This is a genomic window from Rubellimicrobium aerolatum, from assembly GCF_017872975.1.
Taxonomy (GTDB): Bacteria; Pseudomonadota; Alphaproteobacteria; order Rhodobacterales; family Rhodobacteraceae; genus Rubellimicrobium; species Rubellimicrobium aerolatum.
In genome coordinates, this window is record NZ_JAGGJP010000001.1 from 53145 (window position 1) to 67384 (window position 14240).

General features: G+C 72.7%; 14 protein-coding genes and 1 tRNA gene. 11 read left to right on the top strand and 4 right to left on the bottom strand.

The features are described from left to right. The first annotated feature begins 122 nt into the window (after positions 1 to 122). The 10 genes from iscR (at position 123) to J2Z33_RS00320 (ending at position 8195) form a co-directional block, all read left to right on the top strand. Positions 123 to 581 carry a Fe-S cluster assembly transcriptional regulator IscR gene (iscR, locus tag J2Z33_RS00275; protein ID WP_209836692.1) on the top strand — a complete coding sequence of 153 codons (459 nt, stop codon included), beginning with the start codon at positions 123 to 125 and terminating at the stop codon, positions 579 to 581. Then, positions 578 to 1624 carry a cysteine desulfurase family protein gene (locus tag J2Z33_RS00280; RefSeq protein WP_209836695.1) on the top strand — a complete coding sequence of 349 codons (1047 nt, stop codon included), beginning with the start codon at positions 578 to 580 and terminating at the stop codon, positions 1622 to 1624. Before iscR ends, J2Z33_RS00280 begins: the two co-directional genes overlap by 4 nt. A gap of 60 nt (positions 1625 to 1684) precedes the next feature. Next, the gene (gene sufB, locus J2Z33_RS00285) at positions 1685 to 3223 is read left to right on the top strand and encodes a Fe-S cluster assembly protein SufB (RefSeq protein ID WP_209837450.1); all 1539 of its coding nucleotides are present in this window, start codon (positions 1685 to 1687) and stop codon (positions 3221 to 3223) included. Next, positions 3223 to 3636 (top strand): heavy metal-binding domain-containing protein, encoded by a 414-nt coding sequence (locus J2Z33_RS00290; RefSeq protein WP_245218356.1) that lies wholly within the window; start codon positions 3223 to 3225, stop codon positions 3634 to 3636. Before sufB ends, J2Z33_RS00290 begins: the two co-directional genes overlap by 1 nt. Before the next feature lie 105 nt (positions 3637 to 3741). Then, on the top strand, positions 3742 to 4497 hold the full coding sequence (sufC, locus tag J2Z33_RS00295; protein ID WP_209836697.1) for a Fe-S cluster assembly ATPase SufC: 756 nt from the start codon (positions 3742 to 3744) through the stop codon (positions 4495 to 4497). Beyond that, a complete protein-coding gene (sufD, locus tag J2Z33_RS00300) occupies positions 4494 to 5783 on the top strand; it encodes a Fe-S cluster assembly protein SufD (protein WP_209836699.1) in 1290 nt (429 codons plus the stop codon). The genes sufC and sufD overlap by 4 nt, the downstream gene beginning before the upstream one ends. Beyond that, entirely contained in the window at positions 5783 to 6283 is a 501-nt protein-coding gene (locus tag J2Z33_RS00305) for a hypothetical protein (protein ID WP_209836701.1), read from the top strand. The genes sufD and J2Z33_RS00305 overlap by 1 nt, the downstream gene beginning before the upstream one ends. Further along, positions 6273 to 6863, top strand: a complete 591-nt coding sequence (locus tag J2Z33_RS00310; protein ID WP_209836703.1) for a YIP1 family protein — start codon at positions 6273 to 6275, stop codon at positions 6861 to 6863. Before J2Z33_RS00305 ends, J2Z33_RS00310 begins: the two co-directional genes overlap by 11 nt. Beyond that, positions 6856 to 8073, top strand: coding sequence for a cysteine desulfurase (locus J2Z33_RS00315; protein ID WP_209836705.1), 1218 nt, complete (start codon positions 6856 to 6858; stop codon positions 8071 to 8073). The genes J2Z33_RS00310 and J2Z33_RS00315 overlap by 8 nt, the downstream gene beginning before the upstream one ends. A gap of 45 nt (positions 8074 to 8118) precedes the next feature. Continuing rightward, positions 8119 to 8195: transfer RNA gene (locus J2Z33_RS00320), tRNA-Arg, on the top strand. Positions 8196 to 8359: 164 nt separating this feature from the next. On the opposite strand, the gene ssb is transcribed toward J2Z33_RS00320, so the two are convergent. After that, positions 8360 to 8866 (bottom strand): single-stranded DNA-binding protein, encoded by a 507-nt coding sequence (gene ssb / locus J2Z33_RS00325; protein ID WP_209836707.1) that lies wholly within the window; start codon positions 8864 to 8866, stop codon positions 8360 to 8362. Positions 8867 to 9030: 164 nt separating this feature from the next. Between ssb and J2Z33_RS00330 the strand changes: the two genes are divergently transcribed. Continuing rightward, positions 9031 to 9624, top strand: coding sequence for a lytic transglycosylase domain-containing protein (locus J2Z33_RS00330; RefSeq protein ID WP_209836708.1), 594 nt, complete (start codon positions 9031 to 9033; stop codon positions 9622 to 9624). 9 nt (positions 9625 to 9633) lie between these two features. Here J2Z33_RS00330 and J2Z33_RS00335 read toward each other — a convergent pair whose 3' ends face one another. Genes J2Z33_RS00335 through J2Z33_RS00345 form a run of 3 tightly spaced genes read right to left on the bottom strand, consistent with a single transcriptional unit; the run spans position 9634 to position 14238 of the window. Further along, entirely contained in the window at positions 9634 to 11706 is a 2073-nt protein-coding gene (locus J2Z33_RS00335) for an ABC transporter ATP-binding protein (protein WP_209836710.1), read from the bottom strand. 4 nt (positions 11707 to 11710) lie between these two features. After that, positions 11711 to 13117, bottom strand: coding sequence for an ABC transporter permease (locus J2Z33_RS00340; protein ID WP_209836712.1), 1407 nt, complete (start codon positions 13115 to 13117; stop codon positions 11711 to 11713). Continuing rightward, entirely contained in the window at positions 13114 to 14238 is a 1125-nt protein-coding gene (locus tag J2Z33_RS00345) for an ABC transporter permease (RefSeq protein ID WP_209836714.1), read from the bottom strand. Before J2Z33_RS00345 ends, J2Z33_RS00340 begins: the two co-directional genes overlap by 4 nt. Positions 14239 to 14240: the final 2 nt, after the last annotated feature.

A 14240-nucleotide genomic window follows, 5' to 3' on the forward strand; every position in this document is an offset into this window, starting at 1 on the left:
AGCTTTCTTGACGAAAACCCTCGGTGACCTTAGAACAGTTCTAAACCAGCGCCCCGCGGGGCCTGGCACACGGCACGCAGTTAAGACCGCGCCCCGCGCGCGTCAACGGAGTAGGGCGGTCGATGAAGCTTTCCACCAAGGGACGTTACGCCGTCGTGGCGCTCGCCGACATCGCCCTCCAGCCCCAGGGCGCGCTCGTCAACCTGGGCGAGATCGCCAAGCGCCAGGACATCTCGCTCCCCTATCTCGAACAGCTCTTCGTCAAGCTGCGGCGCGAGGGGCTGGTCGATTCGGTGCGCGGCCCCGGCGGCGGCTACCGCCTCGGCCGCCCGGCGAGCGAGATCCGCGTGGCCGAGATCCTGGCCGCCGTGGACGAGACGGTGAGCGCGCTCCACAAGGGGGCGGCCGCCCAGGGCGGGGCCTCGGGCACCCGCGCCCAGTCCCTCACCAACCGCCTGTGGGAGGGGCTCTCGGCCCATGTCTACGTCTTCCTCCATCAGACGCGCCTCTCGGACGTGGTGAGGAACCAGCTCGCGCCCTGCCCGGCGGTCCCGTCCCTGTTCGAGCTCGTGGACGAGTGACCCCCCGCACCTACCTCGACCACAACGCCACGACCCCGCTCCGCCCCGAGGCGCGGGCGGCGATGCTCGCGGCGATGGACCTCGTGGGCAACCCGTCCTCCGTCCACGCCGAGGGCCGGGCCGCGAAGGCCCTGATCGAGCGGTCGCGCGAGACGCTGGCCGAGGCGCTGGGCGCGACGCGATCGGACATCGTGTTCACCTCCGGCGCCACCGAGGCGGCGGCCCTCGCGCTCGCGGGCCGCGACCTCCACGCCGCCGAGGTCGAGCACGAGGCCGTCCTCGCCTGGGCCACGCCCGACCTCCCCACCGACCCCGACGGCCGCGTGACGGCCGCCGACCCCGCCACCGCGACGCTCCAGCTCGCCAATTCCGAGACCGGCGTCCTTCAGGACCTCCCCCCCGGCCTCGCCGTCAGCGACATCACGCAAGGCCTGGGCCGCGTCCCCTACGCCCATGACTGGTCGGGCGCCGGCATGGCGATCCTGTCGGCCCACAAGTTCGGCGGCCCCAAGGGCGCGGGCGCGCTGGTCCTGCCGCGCGGCCACCACCTCGACGCCCGCCTCAAGGGCGGCGGGCAGGAGATGGGCCGCCGCGCCGGGACCGAGAACGTCGTCGCCGTCGCCGGCCTCGCCGCCGCCGCCCGCGCCGCCCTGCGGGACCTCGCCGACGGCGTGTGGGAAAGGGTCGCCCAGCTTAGAGATATTCTAGAAGCGGCGCTTGAGGCCGAGGACCCCGATACCATATTGGTGGGGCGCCGGTCGCGGCGCCTGCCCAACACCAGCCTGATCCTCACGCCGGGCTGGAAGGGCGAGACGCAGGTGATGGCGATGGACCTCCGGGGCTTCGCCGTCTCGGCCGGATCGGCCTGCTCCTCCGGCAAGGTCCGGACGAGCCGGGTCATCCGCGCCATGGGATTCGACGACGGGCTTTCGGGATGCGCCCTGCGCGTCTCGCTGGGGCCCGACACCACGGAAGAGGAGGTGCTGCGCTTCGCCGACGCCTTCCTCCCCGCACGACGCAAGCAACGCAGCCGGGCCGCCTGAGTCCGGGACGAGAGAGGAAGACGAATGGCCGCCTTGGACAACCGGACCGAAGCTCCCGTCATGGAGATCCGCCCCGACGCCCTCCAGGCGCGCGAGGCCGCGCTCGACGTGCGCGAGGGGGTGGACGAGGCGACCGTCGCCGCCGTCGCCTCGCTCGGCGCCTACAAGTATGGCTTCGAGACCGACATCGAGACGGAATACGCCCCCAAGGGCGTCAACGAGGACATCGTGCGCCTCATCTCCGACAAGAACGGCGAGCCCGCGTGGATGACCGACTGGCGCCTTTCGGCCTTCGCCCGCTGGCAGGAGATGCAGGAGCCCCGCCACTGGCCGCTCCTCGACCTCCCCGAGATCGACTTCCAGGACCAGTATTACTTCGCCCGTCCGAAGAGCATGGCCGTCAAGCCCAAGTCGCTCGACGACGTGGACCCCAAGCTGCTGGAGACCTACAAGAAGCTCGGCATCCCGCTCAAGGAGCAGGAGATCCTCGCCGGCGTCGAACGGCCCGAGGGCGAGCAGCGCAAGGTCGCCGTCGATGCGGTGTTCGACTCCGTCTCCGTTGGCACCACCTTCCAGGCCGAGCTCAGACGCGCCGGCGTCATCTTCTGCTCGATCAGCGAGGCGATCCGCGAGCATCCCGAGCTTGTCCGCAAGTATCTGGGCAGCGTCGTCCCGCCCTCCGACAACTTCTACGCCACGCTCAACAGCGCCGTCTTCTCCGACGGCTCCTTCGTCTACATCCCGCCGGGCGTCCGCTGCCCGATGGAGCTCAGCACCTACTTCCGCATCAACGCCGAGAACACCGGCCAGTTCGAGCGCACGCTCATCATCGCCGACAAGGGCAGCTACGTCTCGTATCTGGAGGGCTGCACCGCTCCCAAGCGCGACATCGCCCAGCTCCACGCGGCCGTGGTGGAGATCATCGTCGAGGAGGACGCCGAGGTTAAGTATTCGACCGTCCAGAACTGGTATCCCGGCGACGCGGAGGGCAAGGGCGGCGTCCTCAACTACGTGACCAAGCGCGCCGACTGCCGCGGCGACCGCGCCAAGGTCATGTGGACGCAGGTCGAGACGGGCTCGGCGATCACCTGGAAATACCCGTCCTGCATCCTGCGCGGCGACGACTCCCAGGGCGAGTTCTACTCCATCGCCATCGCCAACAACCACCAGCAGGCCGACACCGGCACCAAGATGGTCCACCTGGGCAAGCGCACCAGGTCGCGCATCGTCTCCAAGGGCATCTCGGCGGGCCACGCCCAGAACACCTACCGGGGCCTCGTCTCGATGCACCCCAAGGCCAGCGAATCGCGCAACTACACGCAATGCGACTCGCTGCTGATCGGCGACCAGTGCGGGGCGCACACCGTCCCCTACATCGAGGTCCGCAACGCCTCCTCGCGCGTGGAGCACGAGGCGACCACCTCCAAGGTGGACGACGACCAGCTCTTCTACTGCCGCTCGCGCGGGGTGGGCGAGGAGGAGGCCGTGGCGCTCGTGGTGAACGGCTTCTGCAAGGAGGTGCTCCAGGTCCTCCCCATGGAGTTCATGGTCGAGGCCCAGCAGCTCGTCGCGATCTCCCTCGAAGGGAGCGTCGGCTGATGGCCTGGGGCGCGTCCTCTCCCCGGCGGGAGCCCGTCCTGCGCGTCCCCGCCGCGTCCAATCACCCGGGCGAGCCCAGGGTCCGCGCGTCCGAGCCGCCGCTGCGCGACGTGCTGCTGACGACGACCCCCGCCGTCGAGGGCCGCCCCGTCGCGGCCTATCTCGGCGTCGTCACCGGCGAATCGACCTTCCGCACGGAGTCCGAGGCCCCCACGGGCCTCCTCGGCCGCCTGCGGGGCCGGTCCAAGGCGGCGCCCTCGCTGGCCGGGTGCCGCGAGGAGGCGTTGCGCGACCTGCGCGCCCGCGCCGCCGCGCTGGGCGCCGACGCCGTTCTGGGGCTCTCGCTCGCCCATGAATCGCTGGGGGATCAGGTGCTTGTCGTGGCCACCGGCACCGCCGTCCGGCTCGGCTAGGATTCATCCTTCCTTAAACCCACCGTTCGTTGCTGTGACGAACCGTTGACGAAGATCCGCTAGGTTGTCCGCACGCGGAACAGCCCAGGAGGCCAGGAGAACAGAATGCTTGAGATCAGGAACCTGCACGTCGAACTGGAGGAGGGCGCCAAGCCCATCCTCAAGGGACTCGACCTCAGCGTCGGCGCCGGGCAGGTCCATGCGATCATGGGCCCCAACGGCTCGGGCAAGTCCACGCTGTCCTACGTCCTCGCCGGGCGCGAGGGCTACGCCGTGACCGAAGGCTCCGCCCATCTCGGCGACATCGACCTCCTGGCCCTGGAACCCGAGGAGCGGGCCGCCGCCGGCCTCTTCCTCGCCTTCCAGTATCCGGTCGAGATTCCGGGCGTCGGCAACATGGTCTTCCTCCGCACCGCCCTCAACGCCCAGCGCAAGGCGCGCGGCGAGCCCGAGGTCTCGGCCGCCGACTTCCTCAAGCTCGTCCGCCAGAAGGCCCAGGCCCTCCGGATCGACGCCGAGATGCTCAAGCGTCCGGTCAACGTCGGCTTCTCGGGCGGCGAGAAGAAGCGCAACGAGATCCTGCAGATGGCCGTCCTCGAACCCCGGATGTGCATCCTCGACGAGACCGACTCGGGCCTCGACGTGGACGCGATGCGCCTGGTGTCGGAGGGCGTGAACGCGCTGCGCGACCAAGGCCGCGCCTTCCTCGTCATCACCCACTACCAGCGCCTCCTCGACCACATCGCGCCGGACGTGGTGCACATCATGGCCGACGGCCGCATCATCAAGACCGGCGGCCCGGAGCTCGCGCTCGAGGTCGAACGCAACGGCTACGCCGACCTGCTGGCGGAGGCGCAATGACCCTCGCCCGCCCGAACCTCCGCGCCCAGGCGACCGAGGCCCGGCTCCAGGCCCTGACCCTCCCCGAGGGCGGAGCCTGGGCGCGCGCCGCCCGCATGGCCGCGCTGACCCGGCTCCAGGGCCTCGGCCTGCCGGTGCGCCGCGACGAATACTGGCGCTTCACCGACCCCGCGACCCTGACCGCGCCCGCGCCCGCGCCGGCCCAGCCCCTCGCCGACGACGAAGCCCCCGCCTTCGCCGGCATCGACGCCCTGCGCCTCGTCTTCGTGGACGGCCGCTTCGACGCCGCCGCCTCCGACCCGCTCGCGCTGTCCGGCGTGACGATCGAGCGGCTGCCCGACGCCGCCGCCCGCGACATCCACTGGGCCCAAGGGCTCTACGGCGTCCTGGAGGCCGAGGGCCAGCACCCCGTCGCCCGCCCGCTCGCCGCCCTCAACACCGCCTTCGCGACCGACGGCGTGGTGATCCACGTCACCGGCCCCGTCGCGCGCCCCGTCCACATCGTCCAGCGCCACGAGGACCCGTCCTCCGACGCCCTCCTGCACCATCTGGTGAAGCTCGACCCCGGCGCGCGCCTGACGCTGCTCGAAAGCGGCCCCGCCGCCGCGCGCCTCAACTCCGTGATGGAGGTGGAGGTCGCCGACGGCGCCGCGCTCCACCACGTCCGCACCCAGGGCCGCGACCACCAGCGCCGCACCGCGACGCACGTCTTCGCGCGGCTGGGGCAGGGGTCCGACTTCCGCTCCTTCACGCTGACCTTCAACGGCGTCCTGACCCGCAACGAGATGGTGGTGAGCCTCACCGGCTCGGACGCGGTGGCCCACGTGGCCGGCGCGGCGGTGGGCGACGGCGACTTCCACCACGACGACACCGTGTTCATCACCCACGGCGCGGAGGGCTGCGAAAGCCGCCAGGTCTTCAAGAAGGTCCTGCGCGGCGGCGCGACCGGCGTGTTCCAGGGCAAGATCCTCGTCAAGGCCGGCGCGCAGAAGACCGACGGCTACCAGCTCTCCCAGGCGCTGCTGCTGGACGAGAGCTCGCAGTTCCTCGCCAAGCCCGAGCTGGAGATCTACGCCGACGACGTGAAGTGCTCGCACGGCTCCACCGCCGGCGCGATCGACGAGACGGCGCTGTTCTACCTCCGCTCGCGCGGGGTGCCCGCGCGCGAGGCCATGGACCTCCTGACGCTGGCCTTCCTGCGCGAGGCGCTGGAGGAGATCGCCGACGCGGCGCTGGCCGAGGATCTCTCCGCCCGCCTCGAAGGCTGGCTGGCCCGGCGGCGCTGATGGGGGTCGCGGCCGACATCCGGCGGAGCCTCACGGGCGGCCCGCGCCCCGTGGTCCGCGAGCATCTCGCCCGAGGCGAGAGCGAGGCCCACGCGCTGGCCCTGCTCATGCTCGGCTGCGGCCTCGTCTTCGTGGGCCAGTGGCCCCGCCTGATGCGCGTCGCGCAGGAGGAGGGGGACGACTTCGCCCGCCTCGTCGCCTACGCGATGCTCGGCTGGATGATGATCTGGCCGCTGGTCCTTTACGGCCTCGCGGCGCTGACGCACGGCGTCTCGCGGCTGCTGGGCGGTCGGGGGACTCCCTTCGGAGCGCGCCTCGCATTGTTCTGGTCCTGGCTCGCCGCCGCGCCGCTCGGGATGCTCACCGGCCTCCTGGCCGGGCTCTCGGGCAGCGCGGCGCTGGCCAACCTCTGCGGCGCCCTCTGGATCGCCGTCTTCGCCGCCTTCTGGTGGTCCTCGCAACGGGAGGCGGCCCGGGGGCCGCGCGCGCATGGCGTCTGACGGCTCGATCCTCCTGTCCCTGATCCGCGACAGCATCGCGACCCCGCGCGAGGCCGCCGGCCGCCTCCTGGCCCTGCGCCCGCCGTTGGGCGTGGTGCTGGAGGCCGCCGTGCTCGTGTCGGTCCTCGACGCGCTGCTGGTCGGCGTCCTGTCCGGCGGGGCCTTCGCCATCCCCCTGCCGGAGGGTCAGATGGTCCTGTCGCCCCTGATGCACGCGGCGCTGCTCGCGGCTTCCCTGCTGATCTCGGCCGGCGCGCTGCAGGTCGGCGGCCAGCTTCTCGGCGGTCGCGGCCGCTTCGACCAGGCGCTCCTCGTCGTCGTCTGGCTGGAGGTGGTGGCCATCGCCATCCAGCTCGTGGAGCTCGCCGCCGCGCTCCTCCTCGCCCCGCTCGCGCCGCTCCTCGCGCTCGCGGGCCTCGCGCTCCTCCTGTGGTGCGTGGTCCACTTCACCCGCGCCCTGCACGGCTTCTCCGGCTACGGCCGCACGCTCCTCGCGCTGCTCCTGGGCGCCTTCGCCATCGGGATCGCGCTTTCGGCCCTCCTGGGCCTGTTCGGCTTCGGAGGCCCCGCCGATGTATGACGTCCACCGCGTCCGCGCCGACTTCCCGATCCTCGCGCGCGAGGTCCACGGCAAGCCGCTGGTCTACCTCGACAACGGCGCCTCGGCGCAGAAGCCCCGGGCCGTGATCGACGCCGTGACCCGCGGCTACGCCGAGGAATACGCCAACGTCCACCGCGGCCTGCACACCCTCTCGACGCTCGCGACCGAGCGCTACGAGGCCGTGCGCGGCAAGGTCGCCCGCTTCCTGAACGCCCCCACCGAGGAGGAGATCGTCTTCACCTCCGGCACCACCGAGGGGATCAACCTGATAGCCTACGCCTGGGCCATGCCCCGGATGCAGCCCGGCGACGAGATCGTGCTGTCGATCCTCGAACACCACGCCAACATCGTCCCCTGGCACTTCCTGCGCGAGAGGCAGGGCGTCGTGCTGAAATGGGTGGACTGCGACGCGAACGGCGACCTCGACCCGCAGGCGGTTCTCGACGCCATCGGCCCGCGCACCAAGCTGGTGGCCGTCACGCATCTGTCCAACGTCACCGGAACCGTGGTGGACGTGAAGGCCATCACGGACGGCGCGCACGAACGCGGCGTCCCCGTCCTCGTGGACGGCAGCCAGGGCGCGGTCCACGCCCCCGTGGACGTGCAGGCGCTCGGCTGCGACTTCTACCCCGTCACCGGCCACAAGCTCTACGGCCCCTCCGGCTCCGGCGCGATCTTCATCAAGGCCGATCGGCTGGCCGAGATGCGCCCCTTCATGGGCGGTGGCGACATGATCCGCGAGGTCACGCGCGACGCCGTGACCTACGCCGACCCCCCCATGAAGTTCGAGGCCGGCACCCCCGGCATCGTCCAGACCATCGGCTTCGGCGCTGCGCTCGACTATCTCTCCGACCTCGGCATGGCCAACGTCGCCGCCCACGAACTCAGTTTGCGCGACTACGCCCGCGATCGTCTCTCGGGCCTGAACTGGCTCCAGCTCCAGGGCACCAGCGAGGGGAAGGCCGCGATCTTCTCCTTCACGATGGACGGGGCGCACGCGCACGACATCTCGACCGTGCTCGACCGCCGGGGAATCGCCGTGCGCGCCGGGACGCACTGCGCCATGCCGCTCCTCCAGCACCTGGGCGTGGGGGCGACCTGCCGCGCCTCCTTCGCCCTCTACAACACCACGGAGGAGGTGGACGCGCTGGTCTCGGGCCTGGAGCTCTGCCGCGACCTCTTCGGCTGATTTGCGGTTGCGCCCGCCGTGCGCTTGGCCTATCTCCGCCCCAACGCACCCGTAGCTCAGCTGGATAGAGTGCTGCCCTCCGAAGGCAGAGGTCACAGGTTCGAATCCTGTCGGGTGCGCCAGCTTCCAATCATCTCAGGGCCGCCCGGGCCATTCACCGCCCGGTGACGTGGCGCCGCCTGCGCAAGCGCCAAGGCCATCCGCGCGCGGCCGCCCGGGCGCTGGGGCCCCCGACGGGCCGCTGGCCCCCGACGCGGGGCAAGCGTCGGGGGCCAGCGCCGGCCCGTCAGAACGGGATGTCGTCGTCCAGATCGCCGCCGCCGCCGCTCCGCCCGCCGCCGAAGCCGCCGCCCGAGGAGCCGCCGCCCATCCCGCCCCGGCCGCCGCCGTAGCCGCCGCCCTGGTCGTCGTCGCCGTAGCCGCCACCGCCGCCCGAGTCGCCCCGGCCGCCCAGAAGCGTCAGCTCGCCCCGGTACTGGCGCAGCACGATCTCCGTCGTGTAGCGGTCCTGGCCGGACTGGTCCTGCCACTTCCGGGTCTCGAGCTGGCCCTCGATGTAGACCGTCGAGCCCTTCTTCAGGTACTGCTCGGCGATCCGGGCCAGGTTCTCGTTGAAGATCGCGACCGAATGCCACTCGGTCCGCTCCTTGCGCTCGCCGGTGCTCTTGTCCTTCCAGTTCTCCGAGGTCGCGATCCGCAGGTTCACGACCTTGCCCCCGTTCTGGAAGCTCCGCACCTCGGGGTCGCGCCCGAGATTCCCCACCAGGATCACCTTGTTCACCGAGCCTGCCATCGGCCCCTCTCCCTTGTCGCGTCTTGCGTCAGGGCCTTAGACCATGCCACACCGGATAAGGAAAGCGCGCGAGGCCGGGCCCGCCCGGACAGTGTCCCGAAGGGGACCGCGCGCGACGGATCGGTGACGCATCACCGGTCGAACGGGACAGGGAAGGGGGAACCATGCGGGCTCGGACCTGCGCGACCGCCATCTGCGCCGCGACGCTGGCCATCCTCGCGACGGGCGCGGCCCGCGCGGACACGATCTCCACCATGAACCGCCCCGGGCTGCTCGCCTCGCAACTGTCGGTGCTCGACGGGCGGGCGGCCCAGCAATACAACGGCTCCGACCGCCTGCGGCCCCCCCGCGCCGAGGTGCCGCCGCTGCCCGCCATAGCCTATGCCGGGCGCTACGACGGCCCCCTGATCGACGTGGCCCGCGCCGCCGCGCGCCGCCACGCCGTGCCCGAGGACCTGTTCCTCCGCCTCGTGCAGCAGGAATCGGGCTGGCACGCGGGCGCGGTGTCGCCAAAGGGCGCCATCGGCCTCGCCCAGCTCATGCCGGACACCGCCAAGCTCCTGGGCGTGGATCCCGCCGACCCCGAGCAGAACCTCGAGGGCGGCGCCCGCTACCTGCGCCGGCAGTTCGAGAGGTTCGGCACTTGGGACCTCGCGCTCGCCGCCTACAACGCCGGCCCCGAGGCGGTGCAGCAATATGGCGGCGTTCCCCCCTACGCCGAGACGCAGGGCTACGTGAAGGCGATCCGGGGCCGCTAGGCGGCGGCCTCAGCCGGGGACGGCCTCGAAGACCGGCTCCATCCCCGCCAGCGCCTCGTCGGGCAGGTGGCAGCGCACCCGGTGGCCGGGCGCCAGCGCCCGCAGCGGCGGGATCTCCCGCGCGCAGAGGTCGCCCGGCACGGCGTCCTTCCAGCGGCAGCGGGTGCGGAACGGGCAGCCGGACGGCGGGTCGAGCGCCGAGGGCACGTCGCCATCGAGGATGACCCGCCTCTTCCGCACCCGGGGGTCCGCGACCGGGACCGCCGCCAGCAGCGCCTCGGTGTAGGGATGGTAGGGCGGGGCGAAGACCTGGTCCGCCGTGCCGATCTCGACCACGTGGCCCAGATACATGACCAGCACGCGGTCGCTCAGGGCGCGCACGACCGACAGGTCGTGGCTGATGAGCAGCAGCGTCGTCCGCTCGCTCCCCTGGATCTCCAGGAGCAGCCGCAGCACCGCCGCCTGCACGGACACGTCCAGCGCCGAGACGGGCTCATCGGCGAGGACGATCCGGGCCCCCCCCGCGAGAGCGCGCGCGATCCCCACCCGCTGCCTCTGCCCGCCCGAGAGCTGCCGGGGCAGGCGCTCCGCCAGCGCGCGGGGCAGCTCCACGCGGTCGAGCAGCCCCAGCATCCGCCCGCGCCGCTCGGCCCGGGATCGGCCGACCCGGAACGCCTCCAGCGCGCGCAGGATCTGCCGGCCCACCGTCCGCGACGGGTTGAGCGTGTCGGTGGGGTCCTGGAACACCATCTGCACGGCGGCCACCGTCCGGGGATCGCGGGCGCGCACCGGCCGGTCCTGGACCTCCTGGCCCAGCAGCGTCACGCGGCCCGCGCTGGCCGTCTCCAGCCCGATCAGCACCCGGGCGAGCGTGCTCTTGCCGCAGCCCGACTCGCCGACGACAGCCAGGGTCTCACCCTCCCGGACCTCGAAGCTTACCGATTCGTTGGCCCGGACGACGCGGCGCCCCGCCACGGCGTAGCTCTTGCTCAGCCCTTCCACCCGCAGGACGACCGGGCCGGGCTTCACCGGGACGCGTCGGCCGGCCCGGGGCGGCGGCGCGTCCCAGTCGATCTCGCCGTGCCGGAGGCACCGCGCCGCGTGCGGCCCCGGGCCGACCCGCAGCATCGGCACCGCGCCGCCGTCGCAGCGGCCCGGCGCGACGTGAGCGCAGCGGGGGGCGAAGCCGCAGCCGCGCGGACGCTCGCCCGGCGGGGGAGGAACGCCGTCCAGGCCATTGACCAGCAACGAATCCGCCTCGGGACCGATGCGGGGCAGGGACCGGAGCAGCGCCCGCGTGTAGGGATGCCGCGTCCGCGCGAAGACCTCCGCCGTCGGGCCGGTCTCCACCGCCTCGCCGGCATACATCACGCAGACGCGGTCGCAGGTCTCCAGCACCAGCCCGAGATCGTGGCTGATGAACAGCATCGCCGTGCCCTGCCGCCGCCCGAGCTCCCGGAGGAGCTGCACCACCGCCGCCGCCACCGTCACGTCCAGCGCGCTGGTCGGCTCGTCGAGGATGAGGAGCGCCGGCCGCGCCATCAGCGCCATGGCGATCACGATCCGCTGCCGCTGCCCGCCCGAGAGCTGGTGCGGGTAGCTCCGCAGGACGCGCTCCGGGTCGGGGAGCCGCACGTCCCGCGCCATCTCCAGCGCCCGCGCCCAGGCCTCCGCCCCCGAGGCCCCCCCATGGAGCATCGGCACCTCCATGAGCTGCCGGCCGACCGTCAGGGCCGGGTTCAGGGCCGCCGTGGGCTCCTGGGGGATCATCGCGATCCCGCCGCCCCGGAGCCGCCGCAGCTCGGCCGGCGACAGGGTCGCGAGGTCGCGCCCCCGGAACCGCACGGTCCCGCCGACGACCCTCCCCGCGGGGCCGAGGTCCCGGAGGATGGCCGAGGCGACCGTGGACTTCCCGCAGCCGGACTCGCCCACCAGCCCCACCACCTCCCCGGGCCGGACCGAGCACGAGAACGACGCGACCGCCGGAACCTCCCGGCCGCGCGCCCGGAACGACACGGACAGGCCCTCGACCTCCAGGATCGGCTCTGCCGCCTCCAGGGCGGGCGGAACGGGCTCCGGCATCGCGTCAGTCCTTCAGGCTTTCCTCGCGCAGCGCGTCCGCCAGCAGGTTCAGCCCGAGGACGAGGCTGAGCAGCGCGACGGCCGGCACGACGGCGGGATGGGGATGGACCGACAGGAGCCGCCGGCCCGCGTTGATGGTCGAGCCCCAGTCGGGGCTCTCGGGCGGAAGGCCCAGGCCGAAGAAGCCCAGCGTGCCCAGCAGGATGGTGGTGTAGCCGATCCGCAGGCAGCCATCCACGATCAGCGGCCCCCGGGCGTTCGGCAGGATCTCCCACAGCATGACGTGCCAGGACGATTCCCCCCGGGTCTGCGCGGCGGCCACGTAGTCCCGCGTCCGCAGGTCCAGCGTCAGGCCCCGCACGAGGCGGAACACCGTCGGCGCGTTGACGAAGGCCACCGACACGAAGACCGCCAGCAGCCCGGGCGGCAGGTCGAACAGGTCGAGCCGCCCCAGCAGGTCCAGGCGCCCGCCCGCCTCGCCGACCGCCGAGAGGTAGAGCCACCCCATCCCGGCGAGGACCGGCCCCAGCACCGCCAGCGCGCGACCGGGCTCGGTCCGCAGGCGCGACCAGGCCAGCAGGGCGACGAGGACCGGCGGCACGGCGAAGATCCCGGCGGCCAGGGCGGTCGGCAGGCCGGTGGCCAGGATCTCCGGCGTGACGAGGAGATAGAAGAGGAGGATCACGGGAAAGGCGAGCACGAGATTGGCCAGGAAGGACAGCGCGGCGTCCACCCGCCCGCCGTGGTAGCCCGCTGGCAGGCCGAGCAGGACCCCCGCCGCGACGCCGAGGGCCGTGGCCAGCGGCGCGACCTGCGCGACGATCCAGGACCCCTGCACCACGCGCGAGAACACGTCCCGCGCCAGAGCGTCGCCGCCCAGCAGGTAGTGGGAGCCCGGTCCCGGCGCCGCTACCCCGGGGACCGGCGCCCCCGGCGGCGCGTTCCGGAGCCCCGACACCACCGACAGCGGGTCGTGGGGGGCGACCAGCCCCAAGGCTCCGGCCGCCAGCGCCGTTAGCGCCCAGAACAGCACGAGCCCGAAGCCGATCCGCCCGATGGGCGAGCCGATCATCCTGCCGTAGAGCCCGAGCTTCGACCTCCAGGCATATGAAAATATGAGGACAACACCCATCGCGACCCAGACCGGCAGGAGTTGCCGGGCCATCGCGCCGACGATCCCGGCCATGCCCCAGGGCAGGACGACCCCGGCCACGCCATAGGCCAGGATCGCCGCCGCCAGCAGCCCGCCCGCGACCCGGACCGCCCGCTCCGCGCCGCCGACGCGCAGGCCCAGCCGGGCCGCGCCCCTCAGCCCGAGCGCCAGGACGAAGCCCGCCACCGCGAGGGCCAGCGCGGGGTCCAGCACCGCGCCCGCCGCTCCGGTCCAGGTCAGGGGCTCCGGCGGCGTCATCCCCGGCCCAGCCGGATGCGCGGGTTCAGCAGCGCGTATCCCAGGTCCGACGCCATCTGCGTCAGCAGCACGACGACCACCGACACGACCGACACGCCGAGCAGGAGGTCGATGTCGTTGTTCCCCGCCGCCTCCACCAGGGTCCAGCCGAAGCCCTTGTAGTTGAATAGCGTCTCCACGATCACCACGCCATTCAGCAGCCAGGGGATCTGGAGCATCACGACCGTGAAGGGCGCGATCAGCGCGTTCCGCAGCGCGTGGCGCAGCACCACCTGCCGGAAGCTCAGCCCCTTCAGGCGGGCGGCGCGGATGTAGGGGGCCGTCATCACCTCGGCCATGGCGGCGCGGGTCATCCGCGCCACGTAGCCCATGCCATAAAGCGCGATCGTCAGGACGGGCAGCGTGAAGTTCGCCAGCGTCGCGTCCTCCATGGCCGAGGTGGCCGAGCCGTTGAACCACCTCAGCCCCGTCGCCGAGGAGGCGAAGACGGCGACGAGGACGACCCCCGACACGTATTCGGGCGTGGCGGCCGTCAGGACCGCGACTCCCGACAGCGCCCGGTCCAGGCCCGAGCCCTCCCTCATCCCCGCCAGCACCCCAAGCAGGAGCGCGCTCGGCACCATCACCACCAGCACCCAGGCCATCAGCTTCGCCGTGTGCCCCAGGCCGCGCGCCACCACGTCCCGCACCTCGGCCTGGAAGACGCGCGACCACCCCCAGTCCCCTTGCAGGAGGCCGCACCGCGCCGGCGCCTCGGCCGGTTCCGGCCCCGACTCCGGCCCCGACTCCGGCCCCGACTCTGGCCCCGACTCTGGCCCCGCGTCCCGGCCCGCCCCATCGCCCGCCCGCAGGCAGCGCCCCCTCGGGTTGCCGTCCCCGTCCATCCCGACCCAGCCGGGCAGGACGCCCAGCCACTCCCCGTAGCGGACCAGCAGCGGGCGGCCATATCCGTTCCGTTCCAGCCAGCCCGCCACCTCCGCCTCCGAGATGCGGGTGCCGGCCTCCGAGCGGGCGATCCTCTCCAGGTTGGGCGGCAGGTTGGTCAGCCAGAAGACGACGAAGGTCAGCGCGACCGCCGCGCCCAGGAGGACGCCCAGCCGGCGGAGGAGGAGCCGCAGCATCC